18 protein-coding genes, 1 pseudogene and 1 riboswitch are annotated in these 19,040 nt (G+C 67.7%); of the genes and pseudogenes, 9 read left to right on the top strand and 10 right to left on the bottom strand.

Going from position 1 to position 19,040, the window contains the following annotated elements:
- Positions 1-47: 47 nt before the first annotated feature.
- Together ABZ826_RS19800 and ABZ826_RS19795 are read right to left on the bottom strand one after the other, a co-directional pair.
- Positions 48-917 (bottom strand): GNAT family N-acetyltransferase, encoded by an 870-nt coding sequence (locus tag ABZ826_RS19800; RefSeq protein WP_361449528.1) that lies wholly within the window; start codon positions 915-917, stop codon positions 48-50.
- A gap of 5 nt (positions 918-922) precedes the next feature.
- Entirely contained in the window at positions 923-1,444 is a 522-nt protein-coding gene (locus tag ABZ826_RS19795; protein WP_361449525.1) for a DUF2269 domain-containing protein, read from the bottom strand.
- 212 nt (positions 1,445-1,656) lie between these two features.
- On the opposite strand from ABZ826_RS19795, the pseudogene ABZ826_RS19790 reads away from it, so the two are divergent.
- Positions 1,657-2,201, top strand: a pseudogene (locus ABZ826_RS19790) (globin domain-containing protein); the annotation flags it as partial.
- Positions 2,202-2,247: 46 nt separating this feature from the next.
- On the opposite strand, the gene ABZ826_RS19785 reads toward ABZ826_RS19790, so the two are convergent.
- The 4 genes from ABZ826_RS19785 to ABZ826_RS19770 all read right to left on the bottom strand — a co-directional run bounded on the left by ABZ826_RS19785 (position 2,248) and on the right by ABZ826_RS19770 (position 5,453).
- Positions 2,248-2,727 (bottom strand): NUDIX hydrolase, encoded by a 480-nt coding sequence (locus ABZ826_RS19785; protein WP_351076314.1) that lies wholly within the window; start codon positions 2,725-2,727, stop codon positions 2,248-2,250.
- 63 nt (positions 2,728-2,790) lie between these two features.
- Positions 2,791-3,687 carry a LysR family transcriptional regulator gene (locus ABZ826_RS19780; protein ID WP_361449522.1) on the bottom strand — a complete coding sequence of 299 codons (897 nt, stop codon included), beginning with the start codon at positions 3,685-3,687 and terminating at the stop codon, positions 2,791-2,793.
- Between the two features lie 192 nt (positions 3,688-3,879).
- Complete coding sequence (locus ABZ826_RS19775) at positions 3,880-5,010, bottom strand: cystathionine gamma-lyase (RefSeq protein ID WP_361449519.1); 1,131 nt, start codon at positions 5,008-5,010, stop codon at positions 3,880-3,882.
- 65 nt (positions 5,011-5,075) lie between these two features.
- On the bottom strand, positions 5,076-5,453 hold the full coding sequence (locus ABZ826_RS19770) for a phage holin family protein (protein ID WP_361449516.1): 378 nt from the start codon (positions 5,451-5,453) through the stop codon (positions 5,076-5,078).
- Positions 5,454-5,521: 68 nt separating this feature from the next.
- On the opposite strand from ABZ826_RS19770, the gene ABZ826_RS19765 reads away from it, so the two are divergent.
- The 4 genes from ABZ826_RS19765 (at position 5,522) to ABZ826_RS19750 (ending at position 7,755) form a co-directional block, all read left to right on the top strand.
- Positions 5,522-5,839, top strand: coding sequence for a cupin domain-containing protein (locus ABZ826_RS19765; RefSeq protein WP_361449513.1), 318 nt, complete (start codon positions 5,522-5,524; stop codon positions 5,837-5,839).
- Between the two features lie 150 nt (positions 5,840-5,989).
- A complete protein-coding gene (locus ABZ826_RS19760; RefSeq protein WP_093895169.1) occupies positions 5,990-6,202 on the top strand; it encodes a DUF5326 family protein in 213 nt (70 codons plus the stop codon).
- Between the two features lie 243 nt (positions 6,203-6,445).
- Positions 6,446-7,216, top strand: coding sequence for a helix-turn-helix domain-containing protein (locus ABZ826_RS19755; RefSeq protein ID WP_361449510.1), 771 nt, complete (start codon positions 6,446-6,448; stop codon positions 7,214-7,216).
- 101 nt (positions 7,217-7,317) lie between these two features.
- Entirely contained in the window at positions 7,318-7,755 is a 438-nt protein-coding gene (locus ABZ826_RS19750) for an SsgA family sporulation/cell division regulator (RefSeq protein ID WP_093895105.1), read from the top strand.
- Between the two features lie 80 nt (positions 7,756-7,835).
- Here ABZ826_RS19750 and ABZ826_RS19745 read toward each other — a convergent pair whose 3' ends face one another.
- Complete coding sequence (locus tag ABZ826_RS19745; protein WP_361449507.1) at positions 7,836-9,155, bottom strand: YibE/F family protein; 1,320 nt, start codon at positions 9,153-9,155, stop codon at positions 7,836-7,838.
- A gap of 69 nt (positions 9,156-9,224) precedes the next feature.
- A riboswitch (TPP riboswitch) is annotated at positions 9,225-9,358 on the top strand.
- On the opposite strand from ABZ826_RS19745, the gene thiC reads away from it, so the two are divergent.
- Positions 9,351-11,165, top strand: coding sequence for a phosphomethylpyrimidine synthase ThiC (gene thiC / locus ABZ826_RS19740; protein WP_361449504.1), 1,815 nt, complete (start codon positions 9,351-9,353; stop codon positions 11,163-11,165). (Overlaps the previous riboswitch by 8 nt.)
- 209 nt (positions 11,166-11,374) lie before the next feature.
- Here thiC and ABZ826_RS19735 read toward each other — a convergent pair whose 3' ends face one another.
- The 3 genes from ABZ826_RS19735 to ABZ826_RS19725 form a co-directional block, all read right to left on the bottom strand.
- Positions 11,375-12,199, bottom strand: a complete 825-nt coding sequence (locus tag ABZ826_RS19735) for a hypothetical protein (protein ID WP_361449501.1) — start codon at positions 12,197-12,199, stop codon at positions 11,375-11,377.
- A 182-nt stretch (positions 12,200-12,381) separates the two neighbouring features.
- Positions 12,382-13,440, bottom strand: a complete 1,059-nt coding sequence (locus ABZ826_RS19730; protein ID WP_361449498.1) for a metallophosphoesterase — start codon at positions 13,438-13,440, stop codon at positions 12,382-12,384.
- Positions 13,441-13,613: 173 nt separating this feature from the next.
- On the bottom strand, positions 13,614-14,726 hold the full coding sequence (locus ABZ826_RS19725) for a LacI family DNA-binding transcriptional regulator (protein WP_361449495.1): 1,113 nt from the start codon (positions 14,724-14,726) through the stop codon (positions 13,614-13,616).
- Positions 14,727-15,098: 372 nt separating this feature from the next.
- Here ABZ826_RS19725 and hisC point away from each other — a divergent pair, with 372 nt between their 5' ends.
- From hisC to cydB, 3 genes are all read left to right on the top strand, one after another.
- Positions 15,099-16,178, top strand: coding sequence for a histidinol-phosphate transaminase (gene hisC / locus ABZ826_RS19720; protein WP_361449492.1), 1,080 nt, complete (start codon positions 15,099-15,101; stop codon positions 16,176-16,178).
- A gap of 306 nt (positions 16,179-16,484) precedes the next feature.
- Positions 16,485-17,996, top strand: coding sequence for a cytochrome ubiquinol oxidase subunit I (locus ABZ826_RS19715; protein WP_361449489.1), 1,512 nt, complete (start codon positions 16,485-16,487; stop codon positions 17,994-17,996).
- Positions 17,997-18,014: 18 nt separating this feature from the next.
- On the top strand, positions 18,015-19,016 hold the full coding sequence (cydB, locus tag ABZ826_RS19710; protein WP_361449486.1) for a cytochrome d ubiquinol oxidase subunit II: 1,002 nt from the start codon (positions 18,015-18,017) through the stop codon (positions 19,014-19,016).
- The last annotated feature ends 24 nt before the right edge of the window (positions 19,017-19,040 follow it).

Below are 19,040 nucleotides of genomic sequence, written 5' to 3'. Positions count from 1 at the left end.
CCTCACCTGACGCCGCCCGCGAGGGCGAGGGCCGACGGCCGGGTGGGTCAGCCCGTCGCCACGGTCAGCGGAGCGTAGCGACGGGTCCAGTCGCCCGGCAGGTCCGGTGTCCCATACGTCATCACCGTGGTTTCGGAACCGGTCCGCAGACCGCATTGCCCGAACCAGTCGAGCAGGTGCGCATGGCGCGCGTCGATGTCCGCGCGCAGGGGCAGATCGGTCGCCTCGGCGAGCGAGGCGACGAGTGCCTGAGCCGTGGCGGTGTCGGACGCGATCAGCGGGCCGACCACATGGGTACGGTCGCTCGGCCAGGCCGCGGCGTAACCGGTGAGCCTTCCTCTGTCCTCCGCGACCCGGATGTGGTCGGCGTACGCGGGCAGCCGGGCAAGGAGATGTGTCCGGTCGGAGCCGAAGACGTCCGAGTCCAGCCGGACGATGGATCGCAGGTCGCCTGCCCCAGCCGGACGAACGGTCGCGGCGGACATTTTCTCACCGGTCGGCCGGAAGAATCCGGTGACCCGCTCGACGCGGCCCACGACCGCGAAACCGAGCTGTTCATAGAGCGGTTGTCCCGCGGAGGTCGCGTACAGGCTGAGGGGTGTGCCTCCGGCCTCGTCCATCACATGACGCATCAGGCGTCGGGCGACTCCCTGTCGTGCATGCCGTTCGGCGACGAGCAGCATGCCGATGGCAGCCAGGCGCGGGCCGTAGGAGGTCACCACACAGGCTGCGATCAGCCCCTTGCCCCCGGGGTCGTCCACGCCGTAGCCCGTTCCCGCTGCAAGGAGCAGCCCCCATCTGGGCTCATCGCGTGGCCAGCCGCGGTCGTCGCAGAGGTCGGCGCAGGCGACCAGGTCACCCAGGGTGAGACGCCGGACAGGTAGATCGGTGAGCGGACGGGGCAGTGAGGAGGGCATGAGGGTCAGGCTGTCCGACGCGGTGATCGCTCGTCCACTCCTTTGCCGGCCGAGACCCGCAATCGCCGCCCGCGCCGAGTCGGTCCCCAGGGCTTCAGTACCGATACCGCGGTGATGAACAGATACGTCGCCGTGGCCACCGACGGAGCGACCACCAAATCGATGTCGACGGAGCCGCGCATCGCCGCCTCGTTGATGCCGGGGCGCAACGAGAAGATCGACAGCGCCGTGGTGATCAGGGTGAGCCAGAACTTCGTCCAGACCCACCGGTGTCTGGCCAGCCCCCAGGGTGTGCCGAGCGACAGTACGAGTCCGCTGGACAGGGAGAACAGGGCGACGGGGACGAGCAGCCAGTCTCCGAAGATCTTCATGGCGCGGGTGCTGGCCTGTGCGGTGGCGGGGTCGTCGGTGAGAAAGGCTGTGATTCCGAGCGTCAGCAGGCCGACGGTCAGTCCCAGCCAGCTCACGGATATCGAAACATGCGCGACGAGGAGGCCGCGGCGGGCGGAGCGGTTGAGTGGTTTCACGTGAAACACGGTGCCGGGAACGAGGAAGTCGAGCGTCTGACAGCGGGAGTAATCGCATGTACTAGCCTCGGCGTACGGTGAGCGCTCCCCAGAGGCATTGTGGGCCGACCGGTTGGGAAGCATTCCTCGACGGCTTTCTTGGTGGGCCAGTCGGTACGCGGTCCCGCACCAACGCGGGAGGCGGACGACTGTCGTGGATTCAGGGCTCGACCATGGGGCAATGGAGCGGACTGCAGACGGAACGAAAGAGATCTCCCGACGCGATCCTGATCCACCGCACTCTGAACGAGATCTCGCCGGTCGCGGACCAAACGACCTCGTACTTCTACGCCCTGCTCTTCATCCGGCACCCCGACCTGCGTGACCTGTTCCTGGTCGCGATACATGTGCAGCGCGACCGGCTTCTCCGTGCGATCCTCACCGCGGCGGACCGGCGGACCGGCGGACCGGCGGACCGGCGGACCGGCTGACCGGCTGGACGGCTGAGGCTGACCGGCTAGACGACCCTCATGCGCTGGCCGAGTACCCCGGCGGCCTGGGGCGCGGACACCGCAAGTACGGCACGCTGCCCACGCACTACCCCGCCGTGGGGGAGGCGCTCCTCGGTGCGCTGAGCCGTTACGCGAGCACCACCTGGGACGCGGAGACCGAAGCGGCGTGGATCCGTGCCCACACCGCGATGTCGCAGATCATGATCGATGCTGCGGCCGAGGACGAGATGTCGGCCCCCGCCCGGTGGCACGCGGAGGCGCTGTCCCGCGCGAGCGGCGAGAGGCGAGCCCTGCCCCCGGAAAACGGCCGGGTCAGCCCAGGTCGGGCGCGTGCATCGCCCGTACGCCCTCGATATTGCCGTCCAGGTAGTGCCGCAGCGACAGCGGTACGAGATGGACCGCAGCGATCCCCATCCGGCTGAACGGCACCCGAACGACGTCGTACTCCCCACAGGGATCGTCGATCTCGGGCCCGTGACGCCGGGACAGGTCCATCGACTCCAGTCGGCAGACGAAGAAGTGCTGGACTTTGACGCCCTTCACCCCGCCGCCCTCGATGTGTTCCACGGTATCGACGAAACAGGGGACCACATCGGTGATCTTGGCGCCCAGCTCCTCGTCCAGCTCGCGGTGCAGGGCGTCGACGACGGTCGCGTCCTCCGGCTCGACCCCGCCGCCCGGCGTGAGCCAGTACGGATCCACTCCGGGCTTGGTGCGCTTGATGAGGACGAGGTCGTCGCCGTCGAGCAGGATGGCGCGTGCGGTGCGCTTGACCACAGGACGTTCGGTCATGGCAAGAGAGTGGCCCACGGAACCGGTTCTGAAACACCGGAGCGGTGCCGGACCGTCCTGCGCTCACCAGTCGGCGGCGGCGCGCAGCAGCCACTCGTGCGCCCGCGCGATGTGCGGCAGCGCGAGGGTGCCGGTCCGCACGGCCAGGAAATAGGTGCGCAGCGGAGGTACGGGAGGGTCGAGAAGTGCCACGACCTCGCCCCTTTCCAGCGCGCCCTCGCACAGATAGCGCGGCAGCACGGCGAGCCCAGCACCCGCCACCGCGCACTCCAGGACGGCCCGGAGATCCGGTGCGATGACCGTTCCCGCAACGGCGGGCCGGCAGTCGAAGACGGCGGCCCAGTAGCGCGAAACGAGCGGCAGGCTCTCGTGGACCTCCACGACCGGAAGCTCGTCCAGCACCACGGGGCCTTTGTGCCGCAAGGTTCCCGGTCCCAGGCGCCCGGCCCAGCGCGGTGCGGCGATCAGGACGTGCTCTTCGTCGCAGAGCGGAGTCGCGGTGAGCAGCCCACCGCGCGGACGGGCCGTCGCGAGGGCCAGATCATGATGTCCGGCGGCCAGCCCCTCCAGCGCCTCCTCGGCGCCTGCGAAGAACGAACTGCGCAGGGCCAGGCCCCGGGCGATGAGAGGGGTGAGCGCGGGCAGGGCCCGCATCGACGTGAATTCGGGCGGCCCGGCCAGATGCAGTGTCCGTACGCCCGACTCCTCGTCGAGCTCGGTCTCGGCGATCTCGACCAGAGCGTCCAGATGGGGCGCCGCCCGGTGCGCGAGTTCGTCACCGATGGTCGTCGGGGTCACACCACGGGCCCTGCGCAGGAAGAGAGGACGGCCCAGCTGCCGTTCCAGGGTGCGGATCTGCGAGGTCACCGCAGGCTGGGAGAGGCCGAGCAGGGCGGCAGCCCGGGTGAAGGAGCCGGCCCGGTGCACCGTGACGAATGTGCGCAGCAGGGACAGGTCCATGTCATGCCCCCTCTCACGGCCGCGACGCTTCGACCCGTACAACTATAAATATGTCGATAGGTCGCTGTCGCTGGCGTGATTGGACTCTGACTGAGAGTCAACTAGCCTTGTTCAGGCGGTTCTTCACATCCGGAACCGGGGCGGTCCGAGCCACGAGAGGGGAGGCTCGGACCGTCCGTACCGCTGGTCGGCTCAGCTCTTGCGCAGCGCGGCGTCCAGTGCCCGTTCGACGTCGGCCACCAGGTCGTCCGGGCTCTCGGCGCCGACCGAGAAACGGATGAAGCCCTCCGGTACGGCGTCACCGCCCCAGCGCGCCCGCCGCTCGGCGGTGGAGCGCACGCCACCGAAGCTCGTCGCGTCGTCGACGAGCCGCAGCTCGGTGAGAAAGCGCTCGGCCCGCTCACGGTCGGGCAGTACGAACGACACCACGGAGCCGAAGCGCCACATCTGCCGTACGGCGTTCGGATACGAAGGATCGGTGGGTAGGCCGGGATACCGGACCCCGGTCACCCCCTCGCGCCTGGCCAGCGCCTCGGCCAGGGTCAGGGCGGTGGCGCACTGCCGGTCGAGCCGCAGCTCCAGAGTGGCCAGCGAGCGGTGTGCGAGCCAGGCCTCCATCGGCCCCGGAATCGCGCCGACGACCTTGCGCCAGCGCCGTACGCCCGCTGCCAGCTCGGGATCGCGGCAGGTCACATGGCCGAGCAGGATGTCGCCGTGCCCGGTCATGCCCTTTGTGTCACTGGCCACCGAGAAGTCGGCCCCCAGTTCCAGCGGGCGCTGGCCGAGAGGCGTGGCGAGCGTGTTGTCGACGGCCACCAGGGTGCCGGCCGCGTGTGCGGCCCCGACGAGCCTGCGCACATCGCAGACATCGAGCCCTGGATTGGACGGGGTCTCGATCCACAGCAGCCTGGCACCCTCCAGGATCGCCAGCTGGGCATCGCCGCCGGTCGGCGCGGTCCGCACCTCGACGCCGTACGCCTCCAGCTGCTCACGCACCAGCGGCAGCGCCTGGTATCCGTCGTCGGGGAGCACGACCACATCGCCCGTGCGCGCCTGGGACAGCAGAACCGCCGAGATCGCCGCCATTCCGGAGGCGAAGACGGCGGTCTCGACCTGCTCCCCCGGCGCCTCCAGTTCGCCGATGGCGCGTTCCAGATGGGTCCAGGTCGGATTGGTGTCCCGGCCGTAGGTGTAGGGGCCGGTCGGTTCACCGGAGAGGTGGAAGTGCGCGGCGAAGACCGGTCCGGGCAGGGTGGGCTCGAACTGCTCCGGTTCGGGCAGCCCGGCCCGTACCACCCGGGTCCCGTCACCCATGGTGCTCATACCGCTCCTCGCTTCTCTCCCGGTGTGTCACCGGTTTGACCTGCACTGTCTCAGCAGGTGTCGGGTCAGTCCTCGTCGGGCAGGACCACGTTCAGCGCCCACGACACGATCGAGATGATCAGGCCGCCGAGTACGGCGGTCCAGAAGCCGTGGACATGGAAGCTGAGGTTGAACAGACCGGCCAGCCAGGAGGTCAGCAGCAGCATGAGCGCGTTGACCACCAGAGTGATCAGGCCCAGCGTGAGGGTGAAGAGCGGGAAAGTGAGCAGTTTCACTATCGGCTTGACCACGAAGTTCACCACGCCGAAGAGCAGGGCGACCAGGATCAGCGTGAGCGCCTTGCGCCCGGTGCCGCCGCCGCTCAGCGTGATGTCCTGGAGCAGCCAGATGGCCACGGCCAGGGCGCCTGCGTTGGCGATCGTCTTGACTACGAAATTCTTCATGTGTCTGATCGTGGCAGACACGATCGGTGGCGGGCACCGGCAGAACAGAGGCAAGGGGCGGACGGGCCATGAAGGCATTCAGACTGGACGAGCTGGAAGCTGAGCGGGCCGCCAACGACGGCGCGTACCTGCAGTTCGTGAAGGAACGGAACATGTCCGTCGGCCTGTACGCGCTGGACGCCGGTGAACTGGACCCGCAGCAGCCGCACAAGGAGGACGAGGTCTACTTCGTCGTCAGCGGCCGCGCCTCGATCACGGTCGGCATGGAAACCACACAGGTGGGCAGAGGAAGTGTGGTGTACGTGCCCGCCGGCGTGGCCCACAAGTTCCACCACATCACCGAGGACCTGCGGGTCATGGTGGTCTTCTCCCCGCCGGAGAGCTGAGCCCGCTCCTATGGAGGACCGGGCTCCGGTCTCGGGGATCCCTAGGGGGTCGATCAGGGGACTTCAAGGGCTGCGGAACCCCCGCCGGCCCCCTCCGCGCCTCTAGCATCGAAAGCAGGAACTCACAGAGACGAGGTAAGGACGATGGCGGTGCGGGAGATATTCGCGGGGATGCCCTGGTGGGTGAAGTGGATCGCGGTGCCGGTCATCGCGATCGTCGTGTTCGGCGGTCTGATCGCCAGCGTGGTCGGGTTCGTGATCGGTCTGCTCTTCAAGGTTCTGGTCTTCGTGATCCTGGTCGGAGGACTCGTCTTCGTCGTACGCAAGTTCATGTCGTCCTCCTCCTCGCGCAGCGACTGGTAGGAAGATCGGAAACCGGGCGCGGGATTAGCCCAGCTGAGCTAAGTACAAGACGAAACGACCCTCATGGCGGATGCGGCCGATATGGTGGCAATCCGCTGCCGCCACCTGGGAATTAACTGTCTGTCACCACCCTGACCAGTGGTTTGTACGGCGTTCGGCCTCCGGACCCCAGACATGCGGCGGTCCGTGGGGGCGGCCCCCACAGGCGGGCTGACTGCCCGTCACCATGCCTGGGGGTGACCGTTGACCACGGCATCGAGCACTGCTGTTCCGACGCTGATCGGCTCGGTACAGCGAGCGCTGAGGCTGCTGGAAGCTGTGGGCGCCCATCGTGACGGGGCGCCCGCGAAGCAGCTGGCCAGGGAAGCGGGTCTTCCCCTTCCCACCGCCTACCACCTGCTGCGCACCCTGACCCATGAGGGCTATCTGCGCCGGGAGAACGGCGTCTTCCTCTTCGGCACCGCCGCGGAGCGCCTGGTCGGCGAGGGAACGCTGCGGAATCGTCGCAGCAGGATGACGGAGTCGCTGAGCCGCTGGCGCGACACCATCGGCGCACCGGTGTACTGCGCCGTCTACCGTGAGGGCGAGATCGAACTCGTCGCGGTCGCCGACGACCCCGCCACACCCGCGGTGGACGAGTGGGCATCCTTCCGGGAGACCGGCCACGCCCATGCGATCGGCCAGTGTCTGCTGAGCCGGCTCGACGAGAAGGCCCGCGAGGATCATCTGGACCGGCACCCGGTGCGTCCGCTGACCTGCTACTCGGTGCGGGACCGCGCGGCGCTTCTTGAGCGATTGCGGTCGTTGGAGCGAATGGAGCCTGTCATCGAACGACAGGAGTACGCCCTGGGGACGGTCTGCGCAGCCATCCCGATCACTGCCGGTTTCACTGCCGCGGCGATGGCGATTTCCGTACCCCTTGAGCAGGAAGAGCGGTTGCTCCCTGCAGTCGAACAACTACGTGGCGAAGTGGCCAACCTCTTGCGTTCGTTCGTGTTCTCTATCAGTATCTGAAAAATCACTCCTTGTGATCTGCTATCGCGTGCACCACGATGGCGTCAATAGGGCCACGGGGGATCATTCCTGGCCAGATTCATCTACTGCGGGGTTGGACGATGCGCGAGTCGGTTCAAGCTGAGGTCATGATGAGCTTCCTCGTCTCCGAGGAGCTCTCTTTCCGGATCCCGGTGGAGCTCCGGTACGAAGTGTGCGATCCGTATGCGATCCGGATGACCTTCCATCTCCCCGGCGACGCCCCCGTCACCTGGGCATTTGGCCGTGAGCTGCTGCTCGACGGCCTCAACAGCCCCAGTGGCGATGGCGATGTGCACATCGGGCCCACGGAGCCCGAGGGGTTGTCCGATGTACATATCCGTCTCCAGGTGGGCACGGATCGCGCCCTCTTCAGGGCCGGTACGGCGCCGCTTGTGGCCTTTCTCGACCGCACGGACAAACTCGTGCCGCTCGGGCAGGAGTGCACGCTGGGTGACTTCGAGGGCAATCTGGAAGAGGCCCTGGGCCGGATCCTCGCGGAGGAACAGAACGCCGGCTGAAGAGCGCGGCGCCGCAGGCCGGCCCGCCGGTCGAACGCGACACCCGCCGAATGGGTGAATCGCTCTCCGTGTGGGGGCGATCAAGACTTCGCCCTGCGACGGCGGCTCTTCCCGGTCCGTACGGGTGCGGGAGCTCCGGCTTCCGTGCCGAGCCCCGTGCGGTCCGCGGAGACGACCAGCGCGGCGAGCACGGTCGTCACCGGCACCGAGGCGACCAGTCCGATCGAGCCGACCAGCGTTCGTACGATCTCCTCCGCCACCAGTTCGCTGTTGGCCACCGTCCCCACGCTGCTTCGGGCGATCGAGAACAACAGCAGCAGCGGCAGCGCGGCGCCCGCGTAGGCCAGCACCAGCGTATTGACGACCGAGGCGATGTGGTCGCGCCCGATCCTGATCCCTGCCCGGTAGAGACCCCGCGCACCCATCGTCGGGTTCGCCTGGTGCAGTTCCCAGACCGCGGATGTCTGTGTGACCGTCACATCGTCGAGCACCCCGAGCGAGCCGATGATGACACCGGCCAGCAGCAGACCGCTCATGTCGATGTGCGGGTACAGGCCGTGGATGAGGCCGGTGCTGTCATCGGTGTTGCCGGTCAGGCTCGCCCAGCCGATGAAGAGCGATCCGAGCAGTCCGATCAGGAGCAGGGAGATCAGGGTGCCGATGACGGCGACCGAGGTGCGGGCGGTCAGGCCGTGGCACATGTAGAGCGCGATCAGCATGATCGCACTGGCCCCGACCACCGCGACGAGCAGTGGATTCGAGCCCTGGAGGATGGCCGGGAGGATGAACAGCGTCAGCACGGCGAACGACACGGCGAGCGCGACCAGTGCCATCACGCCGCGCATCCTGCCCACCGCGACCACCACCAGGGCGAAGATCCCGGCCAGCAGCGTCATCGGGAACTTCCGGTTCACATCCGTCACCGAGTACTGCAAATCATGGGGAGCGTCGGGGGCGTACGCCACGACCACGCCCTGTCCCCGGCGCAACTGACGCGGCGCGTCGGGCTGGACGATCTCGACGAAGGTCCGGCCCCGGTCGTGACCGGTCGTCACTTCCACGGTGGCTTTCTCGCACAGCCCCGTCTCGCTCCCCGGCGGCGTCGTGTCGCCACTGGTGGGCATCTGAGCGGCGTTCACGTCCTTGCAGTCCACCTTGTCGATCTTCACCACCTTGGCCTGCTGGGTCTGCTGGTCGAAACCGACACCGGTCCGCTCGTGCGGGGGCGCACTCCCCGGCCAGAGCACCACCAGGCCGACGACGACCGCGGCGGCGAACGGGATCAGTACGGCGGCGATGACCTTGCGCAGGTGCTTGGAGACGGGCGCGGCGGGGCCGTGGCCGTGTGAATGGCCGTGCTGATGGCCCTGCGGGGCGGGGTCGTGATGGGGGGACGTCACCGGCCGATCATCGCAAGAAGTGAAGGGCCTCTGTTCATTTCGCCGGACAGGGCGCTAGCGTGGGGGGACCTTTGCACACGCGGGAGCTCGGAGCACCGGGCTGAGAGGGCGCTGATATCCGTACATCCGTACGGGACGGGCTGCGCCGACCGCCGAACCTGTTACCGGGTAATGCCGGCGTAGGGAGTAGGTCTCATGACCACATCGGACGCACGCACGCCTGCCTCGAACCAGAGCGACGAGGCCGGGAAGTCCATCGGCTGGCACAAGGGGTACGTCCAGGGCTCACGCCCGGACCTCCGGGTGCCGGTCCGTCAGGTGCACCTCACCAACGGCAAGGACGTGACGCTGTACGACACGTCGGGGCCGTACACCGATCCCACCACCGCGACCGATGTCCGTCGCGGCCTCGCGCCCCTGCGGGAGAACTGGATCATCGCGCGCGGCGACACCGAGGAGTACCCGGGCCGCCCGGCCCGCCCCGAGGACGACGGGCTCAAGCACACCTCGCCGCGAATGGGGTCTCCCCTGCTCGAGCGAAGCCGAGAGCTTGGGGAAGGGCTGCGCAACCTCGACGCGGTCTTCCCCGGCCGGCCGCGGCTGCCCCGCCGCAGCCGGGACGGGCAGCCGGTCACCCAGCTCGCGTACGCCCGCCGGGGCGAGATCACTCCGGAGATGGAGTACGTGGCGATCCGGGAGAACGTCGGACCCGAGGTGGTGCGCGAGGAGATCGCCGCGGGCCGGGCCGTGCTGCCGGCCAACGTCAACCATCCCGAGATCGAACCGATGATCATCGGCAAGCGGTTCCTGGTGAAGGTCAATGCCAACATCGGCAACTCCGCGGTGACGTCCTCCATCGAGGAGGAGGTGGAGAAGATGACATGGGCGACGCGGTGGGGCGCCGATACGGTCATGGACCTTTCCACCGGACGCAACATTCACACCACCCGTGAGTGGGTTCTGCGCAACTCACCCGTGCCGATCGGCACCGTTCCCCTCTACCAGGCCCTCGAAAAGGTCGACGGCAAGGCCGAGGAGCTGACCTGGGAGATCTACAAGGACACCGTCATCGAGCAGGCCGAGCAGGGCGTCGACTACATGACGGTCCACGCCGGCGTGCGCCTGCCGTACGTACCGCTGACCGCCCGCCGAAAGACCGGCATCGTCTCCCGCGGCGGCTCGATCATGGCCGCGTGGTGCCTCGCGCACCACAAGGAGTCGTTCCTGTACGAGCACTTCGAGGAGCTCTGCGAGATCCTCGCCACGTACGACGTGACGTACTCGCTGGGCGACGGGTTGCGCCCCGGATCGATCGCCGATGCCAACGACGAGGCCCAGTTCGCCGAACTGCGCACGCTCGGCGAGCTGAACACGATCGCCAAGCGGTTCGGCGTACAGACCATGATCGAGGGTCCGGGGCATGTCCCGATGCACAAGATCAAGGAGAACATCGACCTTCAGCAGGAGATCTGCGAGGAGGCGCCGTTCTACACGCTCGGCCCGCTGACCACCGATGTCGCTCCGGCGTACGACCACATCACCTCGGGCATCGGCGCGGCGATGATCGCCTGGTGGGGCACGGCGATGCTCTGTTACGTCACGCCCAAGGAGCACCTGGGCCTGCCCAACCGGGACGATGTGAAAACCGGCGTCATCACGTACAAGATCGCGGCTCACGCGGCGGACCTCGCCAAGGGGCATCCGGGGGCGCAGGACTGGGACGACGCGCTCTCCGACGCCCGCTTCGAATTCCGCTGGGAGGACCAGTTCAATCTGGCCCTCGACCCCGTCACGGCACGGGAGTTCCACGACGAGACGCTGCCGGCCGAGCCTGCGAAGACGGCGCACTTCTGCTCGATGTGCGGCCCGAAGTTCTGTTCGATGAAGATCTCTCAGGACATCCGTCGTGAACACGGTGGTTCGCAGGCGGAGATCGACGCGGGCATGGCGGAGAAGTCCAAGGAGTTCGCGGCGGCAGGCAACCGCGTCTATCTGCCGATCGCGGACTGAGTCCGTCGCACGGTGCCAAGGGTGGCGAAGGCCCTTTCGCGGACTTTCGCCACCCGTCCGCTGTTCTCCGGGCGCGCAGCGGGACCGGGGGCGCGGTGGCGTCGGAGAGCCGGCTTACGGGGCTCGTGCGGAAGCCGACGGAATTCTCAGGAGCACGCGCGGGTAGGGGCGTTACTGGAAGCCCTGGGTGTCGATGCGACCGGATCTGGTCAGTCCGGTTCGTGCTCGGGCCCGCCGAAGTCGGGGCTGGCGAAGTCCGGGCTGGTGAACGTCGGGCGTGGCCCTGCCGCCGGGCCCTCGTCCGGGCTCGTGAAGTCCGGCCGGCTGTAGCCGACCTTCGGGATGCGGTTTGCCGAGCGGTGCGGTGTGCGCGACGCGCGGCCGGCGTCGGGGTCGGCGAGCGCGTCCCTGAGGAACGGCAGGATGCCGCGCTCCAGCAGCGCGTGGCGCCATGCCTCCCGGGCGCGCGCCACATCCTCCGGCAGCTCGTCCTCGGCCTCCTCGGAGGGCTGCGACGTCGACCCGTTGCGCAGCGCGGTGATGAGCAGTCCGACGGCGGCGGCGAGGATCGCGGCGGCCATCACCGCTGCGAAGAACCAGCCCGCGGTGACCATGGTCGAGGCGAAGGACAGCGGCGGGCTGAGCAGTTTCAGCAGATAGCCGGCCAGCAGGAATATGAAAGCGGCGGTGCCGGCGAGCACGGGCGCCAGGACCGTGACGACAGCTCCTACGCCGGCGCCCGACTGATTCTGACGGCCCGTGCCGGGGCCGGCGCCCGAGTCCTCGCCCGCCCCTTCAACCGGCCCACGCAGCTCTTGACGGGCCTTCACATAGTGCTCGTACTCGGTGGCGGCCGTGGCGGTGATCAGCGCCGTGGCGTCCAGCGCCATGGTGCGCAACTGGACGGCATTGAGCCGCTCGCCGACGGCGGCCAGATCCGGTCGTTCATGTGCGTGGCGCAGTGCGTCGTCGAGGATCCGCTCGTACTCGGGGCGGTCCTCGGTCAGCAGGTGCGGAGCGCTGTTCATGTGCATCCCCCGATGCTCCGTTGGGCCTGAGTACCCGCTCGGACCGGGCAGTTGGGCGGAAACGGAGGAGAGCCTGCTACTGATACGCCGATGGTAGAGCGCCCACGGCACGGGGTGACAGGGGGTTTCCGGAAATAGGCCCAGTGATCGGCGTGGTCAGGTCGTGGAAGCGTCTCCCCGGAAGAACGTCAGTCATGCAGGGGCAGTTGGACGACCAGTAGCTTTCCGGCCATGGTCACTCCGCCGTCCATGGCGATGGCGAGGCCGTCCGCGTAGACGTGCGCCCCTTCGACCACGGGGCCGGAACTATTCTCTCCGTCCTCTGAGCCGACCTCGCCGAGAAGGTACGGAATGGGGCTGTGACCATGGACGATGCGCTGTCCGCCGTAGGCCGACATCAGCTCCCGGACGGCCTGCGGCCCCCCCTCGTCGCGGAAGGCGAACCGCTTGGTGAGCTTCCGGAAGAGCTCCCAGCACTCGTCGGCGTCGTTACGCGTGAGAATGGCGTGCACGGTGTCGTTGACGTCCTCGATGGTGGTGCCGTAGTCGAGGTACGCCGTCGTGTCGGAGTGCATCAGCAGATGCCCGTCCTCCTCGACGATCGCGTCGAGCCGGGACATCCACTGGAGGTGCACGTCCTGAAGCCGCTCCATGTCGTTCTTCTGGCCGCCGTTGAGCAGCCAGGCGGCCTGGAAGGTGGCGGTGCCCGCGCCCGAGTTCACCGGGGTGTCGCCGAACCGCTTGGCGCCGATGAGCAGCAGTTCGTGATTTCCCATCAGGGCCTTGCAGTAGCCCCCGGCGGCCGCGGCCTCGGCGGAGAGACGCATCACCAGGTCGATGACGCCGATGCCGTCGGGCCCGCGGTCGGTGAAGTCACCGAGGAACCACAGCCGGGCATTGCCCGCGGACCAGTTGCCCTCGGTGTCGATGAGGCCCTGTTCGGCGAGGGCGGCGTGGAGTTCGTCCAGATAGCCGTGGACATCGCCGACGACGTACAGCGGTCCGAGCCCCAGCTCCGGGACGGGCCGGGGGTCGGGGACGGCCCGCACCTGGACGGTGTCACCGCGGTTGATCACGGGGAGGTCGCGCTCGGTGGGGGTGTACCCCTCCGGCAGTTCGTGTTCCGGGACGGCATGGCCCGGGTGCGGCGATGCAGGCGGCACCGGGGTCTGCGCATAGGGCGGTACGCGGAAGTCGCGCAACGTCGCAGTCCGCACCACGGGTTCCTGACCGGCCCCCTGTGTCATCGACCCCTCCACCACCGTCGCACCGCCGTACACCTGACGGGCCCTGCTGGTCGGGGCGGTCCGCGGTGTCGTGCGCCCATCATAGGAATGCGGATCGTGCTCTGTGACGCACCAGGGGTGGTGAATCCGGGCGCACGTCAGGTTCACCGGCCGTTTGGTCCGAAAACGCCTGATCAGTCCCCTGCGGGAGAGCGGGGCGCGCTGACCGTGGTGCGGGGCGGACGGCGTTGCGAGGACGTCCGGACGATGAGCTCCGTCGGTATCACCTGCTCCACCGTTCCGTCGTGATCGACGCCTTCGATGGCGTCGATCAGGAGCTGGACGACCGCTGTGCCGATTCTGCGCGGCTTGAGCGAGAGCGTGGTGATGGGGGGCTCGGTCGTCGCGTACACGGTGGACTCGCTGCAGCAGACCAGCAGCAGGTCCTCGGGGACGCGCAGGCCGTATCTGCGGGCGGCCGCCAGAAGATCGGTGCCGTTGGGGTCGAAGAGCCCGTAGACGGCATCGGGCCGGTCCGGGCGGGCGAGCAGCCGGTCGGCGGCGACCGCACCCGCGCGCGGGTCGTGGGCGGGATAGGACTCGTACACCGGGTCCTGCCCCACACGCTCGCACCAGTGGAGGTAGGCGGTGGTGGAGAGTCGGGTGTATGTGTCGGTGGTGGTGCCGGTGAGCAGGCCGATGCGGCGGGCCCCGGCAGCGGCGAGATGGTCGAGGAGGTCGAGCACGGCGGCCCCGTGGTCGTTGTCGACCCATGCGGTGACCGGGAGCGTTCCGGCGGGACGGCCGTCCGAGACGACGGGCAGACCCTGGCGTACGAGCTCCGTGACGACCGGGTCCTGGTCGGAGGGATCGATCACGACGGTGCCGTCGAGAGCGACGTTCGACCAGACGTCGTGGCGTGAGGTGGCGGGCAGGATGACGAGGGCGTAGCCGCGGGCGAGCGCGGCGGAGGTGGCCGCTCTGGCCATCTCGGCGAAGTAGGCGAACTCGGTGAAGGTGAAGGGTTCGTCCCCGTATGTCGTCACGGTCAGGCCGATGAGGCCGGACTTGCCGGTACGGAGGGTTCGGGCCGCGGCGGAAGGGCGGTAGCCCAGGCGCTCAGCGACCTCACGGACATGGCGGCGGGTGGCGTCCGGGAGCCTGCCCTTGCCGTTGAGTGCGTCGGAGACGGTCGTGATGGAGACGCCGGCGGCGGCGGCCACATCCCGGATTCCCGCTCGTCCCTGCCGACCGCCGCGCCGGGGTGTCTCCGTCCGGCTCACCTGGTGCTTCCCTGCTGCTGTCATGGCGAGCCGATAGTAGGGCTCGGACGGGTGGTTGGCCCGGCCGCATATTCACTCACTTACAGGCACGTTTTTGCATGATCATCGAACGTCAAATGCCTTGCAAAGCAGGAGTATTGGCAGGATTCGCCGTCATGTGTCATGCGTTGAACCCGTCAGGCCTGCTAAACGACCGCTGTCTCGAAGAGCTCTCATCTCACCTCTTCGAGGGACGCGCGCCACGGCGTGAGCCACCGGCGCACGTCAAGGAGAGAAGCGCTCCCCCCTGATTTCCGGTCGTACCGGACGATGGGACGCTCCGACCATTCGCAGCAGCGCCCAATCCTCATAAGGTGAGCAGTATTGATGTGTACAGACGGTCGAGGAGGACCTGCGGTGAGCGAGACGAGCCCCAAGCTGCGCGCCGAGCTGGACGGCGTCCCCGCCTATGTGCCGGGCAAGCCGGCTGCTGCCGACGGACCGGTTGCGTTCAAGCTGTCCTCCAATGAGAACCCGTATCCGCCGCTGCCCGGTGTGATGGAGTCCGCCCTCGCCGCGGCTGCGAACTTCAATCGCTACCCGGACATGGCCTGCACCGGTCTGATGAACGAGCTGGCCGACCGTTTCGGTGTGCCCGTCTCCCATCTCGCCACCGGAACCGGCTCGGTCGGTGTGGCGCAGCAACTGCTCCAGGCCACCTCGGGTCCGGGCGACGAGGTCATCTATGCCTGGCGCTCCTTCGAGGCGTACCCGATCATCACGCAGGTCAGTGGTGCGACCTCGGTGAAGGTTCCGCTGACCGACGGTGAGGTGCACGACCTCGACGCGATGGCGGACGCGATCACCGACCGCACCCGGATGATCTTCGTCTGCAATCCGAACAACCCGACCGGCACGGTGGTGCGCCGGGCCGACCTGGAGCGGTTCCTGGACCGGGTGCCGGGCGATGTCCTGGTGGTGCTCGACGAGGCGTACAAGGAGTTCATCCGCGACGTCGAGGTGCCGGACGGCATCGAGATCTACCGGGACCGGCCCAATGTGGCGGTGCTGCGGACGTTCTCCAAGGCCTACGGCCTGGCAGGTCTGCGGGTCGGCTTCGCCGTGGCCCACGAGCCGGTGGCGGCGGCACTGCGCAAGACGGCGGTGCCCTTCGGGGTCAGCCAGCTCGCGCAGGACGCGGCGGTCGCCTCGCTGCGTGCCGAGGATGAACTGCTGGGACGGGTCGGCTCCCTGGTGTGCGAGCGCGACCGGGTGCAGAGGACGCTTGCGGAGCAGGGCTGGACGGTGCCGGAGTCCCAGGCGAACTTCGTCTGGCTGCGGCTCGGGGACCGTACCGCCGACTTCGCCGCGGTGTGTGAGCGCGCCGGCGTGGTGGTCAGGCCGTTCGCGGGCGAGGGGGTGCGGGTCTCGATCGGGGAGGACGAGGCGAACGACCTGTTCCTGAAGGTGACGGAGTCGTACCGCAAGGATCTGTAGAGCGGCGCGCGGCCACCCGCGCAATGTGAGACCCCGGCCCCGCACCTCGTTCGTACGAGGTGCGGGGCCTTCGCGTTCAAGGCCCCGGGCGCGGTCCGGACCGCGGCGCTCCGGGGTGTCTGCTTCAGGCGGATTGATCGGAACATCCCATGAGGGGTACCCCGCCCGAACGTCCCGAAAGTCTGTGCGCCATAATTGCTTGTGAATGTGAACGCGTTCACAAGCGTGTCCCATTTCACCCCATGATTAGTCGGATTTAAAGGGCAAACTGCCGGTGCGACTACGGTGACGTAAGGAGAAGACGACGTGGAGCTAGCTCTGGCGCCGGAAACCCTGGCGCGATGGCAGTTCGGTATCACCACCGTCTACCACTTCCTGTTCGTCCCCCTGACGATCTCTCTCGCCGCGCTCACCGCCGGCCTGCAGACCGCCTGGGTGCGTACGAACAAGGAGAAGTACCTCAGGGCCACGAAGTTCTGGGGCAAGCTTTTCCTGATCAACATCGCCATGGGCGTCGTCACCGGCATCGTCCAGGAGTTCCAGTTCGGCATGAACTGGTCCGACTACTCGCGGTTCGTCGGTGACATCTTCGGTGCCCCGCTCGCGTTCGAGGCACTGATCGCCTTCTTCTTCGAGTCCACCTTCATCGGGCTGTGGATCTTCGGCTGGGACAAGCTGCCGAAGAAGATCCATCTCGCCTGCATCTGGATGGTCTCCATCGGGACCATCCTGTCCGCGTACTTCATCCTGGCGGCCAACTCCTGGATGCAGCACCCGGTGGGCTACCGGATCAACAAGGAGCGCGGCCGGGCCGAGCTGACCGACTTCTGGCACGTGCTCACCCAGAACACCGCGCTCGCCCAGTTCTTCCACACCATCACCGCCGCCTTCCTGGTCGGAGGCGCGTTCATGGTCGGTATCGCCGCCTTCCACCTGGCGCGCAAGAAGCACATCCCGGTGATGCGGACCTCGCTGCGGCTCGGCCTGGTCACCGTGGTGATCGCCGGGCTCCTCACCGCCATCAGTGGTGACCAGCTGGGCAAGGTCATGTTCAAGCAGCAGCCGATGAAGATGGCCGCCGCCGAGGCGCTCTGGGAGGGGCAGGACGCGGCCCCCTTCTCGATCTTCGCGGTCGGCGATGTGGCCAAGGGCCACAACACCGTGGAGATATCCATCCCGGGGATACTGTCCTTCCTCGCGGACGACAACTTCACCGCGCACGTCCCCGGCATCAACGACGTCAACAAGGCCCAGCAGGAGAAGTTCGGTCCCGGCGACTACCGGCCCAACATCCCGGTCGCGTTCTGGAGCTTCCGCTGGATGATCGGCTTCGGCATGGCGTCCTTCGCCCTCGGCCTCCTCGGACTGTGGCTGACGCGGAAGAAGTTCATGCTGCCGCCGGGGATGCGGACCGGCGAGGACGAGGTGCCCCATCTGGTCCTCTTCAAGAACAAGGCACTCAGCCCCAAGCTCACCAAGTGCTACTGGATCGTCGCGCTCTGGACGCTGCTCTTCCCGCTGATCGCCAACTCCTGGGGTTGGATCTTCACCGAGACGGGCCGTCAGCCCTGGGTCGTCTACGGCGTGTTCCAGACCCGTGACGCGGTCTCCCCCGGCGTCTCGCAGGGCGAGGTGCTCACCTCGCTGATCGGCTTCACCCTGCTCTACGCCGTGCTCGCGGTGATCGAGGTCAAGCTGCTCGTGAAGTACATCAAGGCCGGACCGCCGGAACTCACGGAGGCCGACCTCAACCCGCCCACCAAGATCGGCGGCGACGACCATGACGACGCCGACCGGCCGATGGCCTTCTCCTACTGAGAGCAGAGGAGCTGAGAGATGGAACTCCACGATGTCTGGTTCGTACTCATCGCCGTCCTCTGGACCGGCTACTTCTTCCTGGAGGGATTCGACTTCGGAATCGGTGTCCTCACCAAGCTGCTGGCCCGCGACCGCAAGGAGCGGCGGGTTCTGATCAATACGATCGGCCCCGTCTGGGACGGCAACGAGGTGTGGCTGCTCAGCGCGGGCGGCGCGACCTTCGCCGCCTTCCCCGACTGGTACGCCACCCTGTTCTCCGGTTTCTACCTGCCGCTGCTGATCATCCTGATCTGCCTTATCGTGCGGGGCGTCGCCTTCGAGTACCGGTCGAAGCGGCCCGAGGACAAGTGGCAGACCAACTGGGAACACGCGATCTTCTGGACCTCGCTGATCCCCGCGCTGCTCTGGGGCGTGGCCTTCGGGAACATCGTGCGCGGCGTGAAGATCAACGCCGACATGGAGTACGTGGGCAACTTCTGGGACCTGCTCAACCCGTACGCCATCCTCGGCGGACTGGTCACGCTGACCCTCTTCACCTTCCACGGCGCCGTGTTCGCGGGACTCAAGACCGTCGGGGACATCCGGGAGCGCTCGCGCAAGCTGGCGCTGAAGCTGGGACCCGTCACCGCGGTGCTCGCCCTCGGCTTCATGGTCTGGACCCAGCGCGACAACGGCGACGGCTGGAGCCTGCTGGCGATGGTCATCGCCGTGGTGGCGCTGGTCGCCGCGATCGGTGCGATCGCGGCGGGGCGCGAGGGCTGGGCGTTCGCGTTCTCCGGCGTGACCGTCGCGGCCGCGGTGGCCATGCTCTTCCTGACGCTCTTCCCGAACGTCATGCCGTCCTCGCTGAACGATGCCTGGAACCTCACGGTCACCAACGCCTCGTCCACCCCGTACACGCTGAAGATCATGACCTGGTGTGCGGGGATCGCCACCCCGGTCGTCCTGCTCTACCAGGGCTGGACGTACTGGGTGTTCCGCAAGCGCATCGGTACGCAGCACATCGCCGAAGCGCACTGAGCACACCTGGTCCGCCGACCGAGC

Origin of the sequence: Streptomyces sp. NPDC047515, assembly GCF_040643055.1 — a bacterium.
In the GTDB taxonomy this organism is placed as follows: domain Bacteria; phylum Actinomycetota; class Actinomycetes; order Streptomycetales; family Streptomycetaceae; genus Streptomyces.
This window is presented reverse-complemented; position numbering and strand designations above follow the sequence as displayed.

What these genes read in the sequence shown, in the direction of transcription:
- ABZ826_RS19750 (WP_093895105.1), top strand. Translation starts at nt 7,318, where the DNA reads ATGCGCGAGTCGGTTCAAGCTGAGGTCATGATGAGCTTCCTCGTCTCC.
- ABZ826_RS19765 (WP_361449513.1), top strand. Translation starts at nt 5,522, where the DNA reads ATGAAGGCATTCAGACTGGACGAGCTGGAAGCTGAGCGGGCCGCCAAC.
- cydB (WP_361449486.1), top strand. Translation starts at nt 18,015, where the DNA reads ATGGAACTCCACGATGTCTGGTTCGTACTCATCGCCGTCCTCTGGACC.
- ABZ826_RS19785 (WP_351076314.1), bottom strand. Translation starts at nt 2,727, where the DNA reads ATGACCGAACGTCCTGTGGTCAAGCGCACCGCACGCGCCATCCTGCTC.
- ABZ826_RS19780 (WP_361449522.1), bottom strand. Translation starts at nt 3,687, where the DNA reads ATGGACCTGTCCCTGCTGCGCACATTCGTCACGGTGCACCGGGCCGGC.
- ABZ826_RS19775 (WP_361449519.1), bottom strand. Translation starts at nt 5,010, where the DNA reads ATGAGCACCATGGGTGACGGGACCCGGGTGGTACGGGCCGGGCTGCCC.
- ABZ826_RS19770 (WP_361449516.1), bottom strand. Translation starts at nt 5,453, where the DNA reads ATGAAGAATTTCGTAGTCAAGACGATCGCCAACGCAGGCGCCCTGGCC.
- ABZ826_RS19725 (WP_361449495.1), bottom strand. Translation starts at nt 14,726, where the DNA reads ATGACAGCAGCAGGGAAGCACCAGGTGAGCCGGACGGAGACACCCCGG.
- ABZ826_RS19800 (WP_361449528.1), bottom strand. Translation starts at nt 917, where the DNA reads ATGCCCTCCTCACTGCCCCGTCCGCTCACCGATCTACCTGTCCGGCGT.
- ABZ826_RS19735 (WP_361449501.1), bottom strand. Translation starts at nt 12,199, where the DNA reads ATGCACATGAACAGCGCTCCGCACCTGCTGACCGAGGACCGCCCCGAG.
- thiC (WP_361449504.1), top strand. Translation starts at nt 9,351, where the DNA reads ATGACCACATCGGACGCACGCACGCCTGCCTCGAACCAGAGCGACGAG.
- ABZ826_RS19730 (WP_361449498.1), bottom strand. Translation starts at nt 13,440, where the DNA reads ATGACACAGGGGGCCGGTCAGGAACCCGTGGTGCGGACTGCGACGTTG.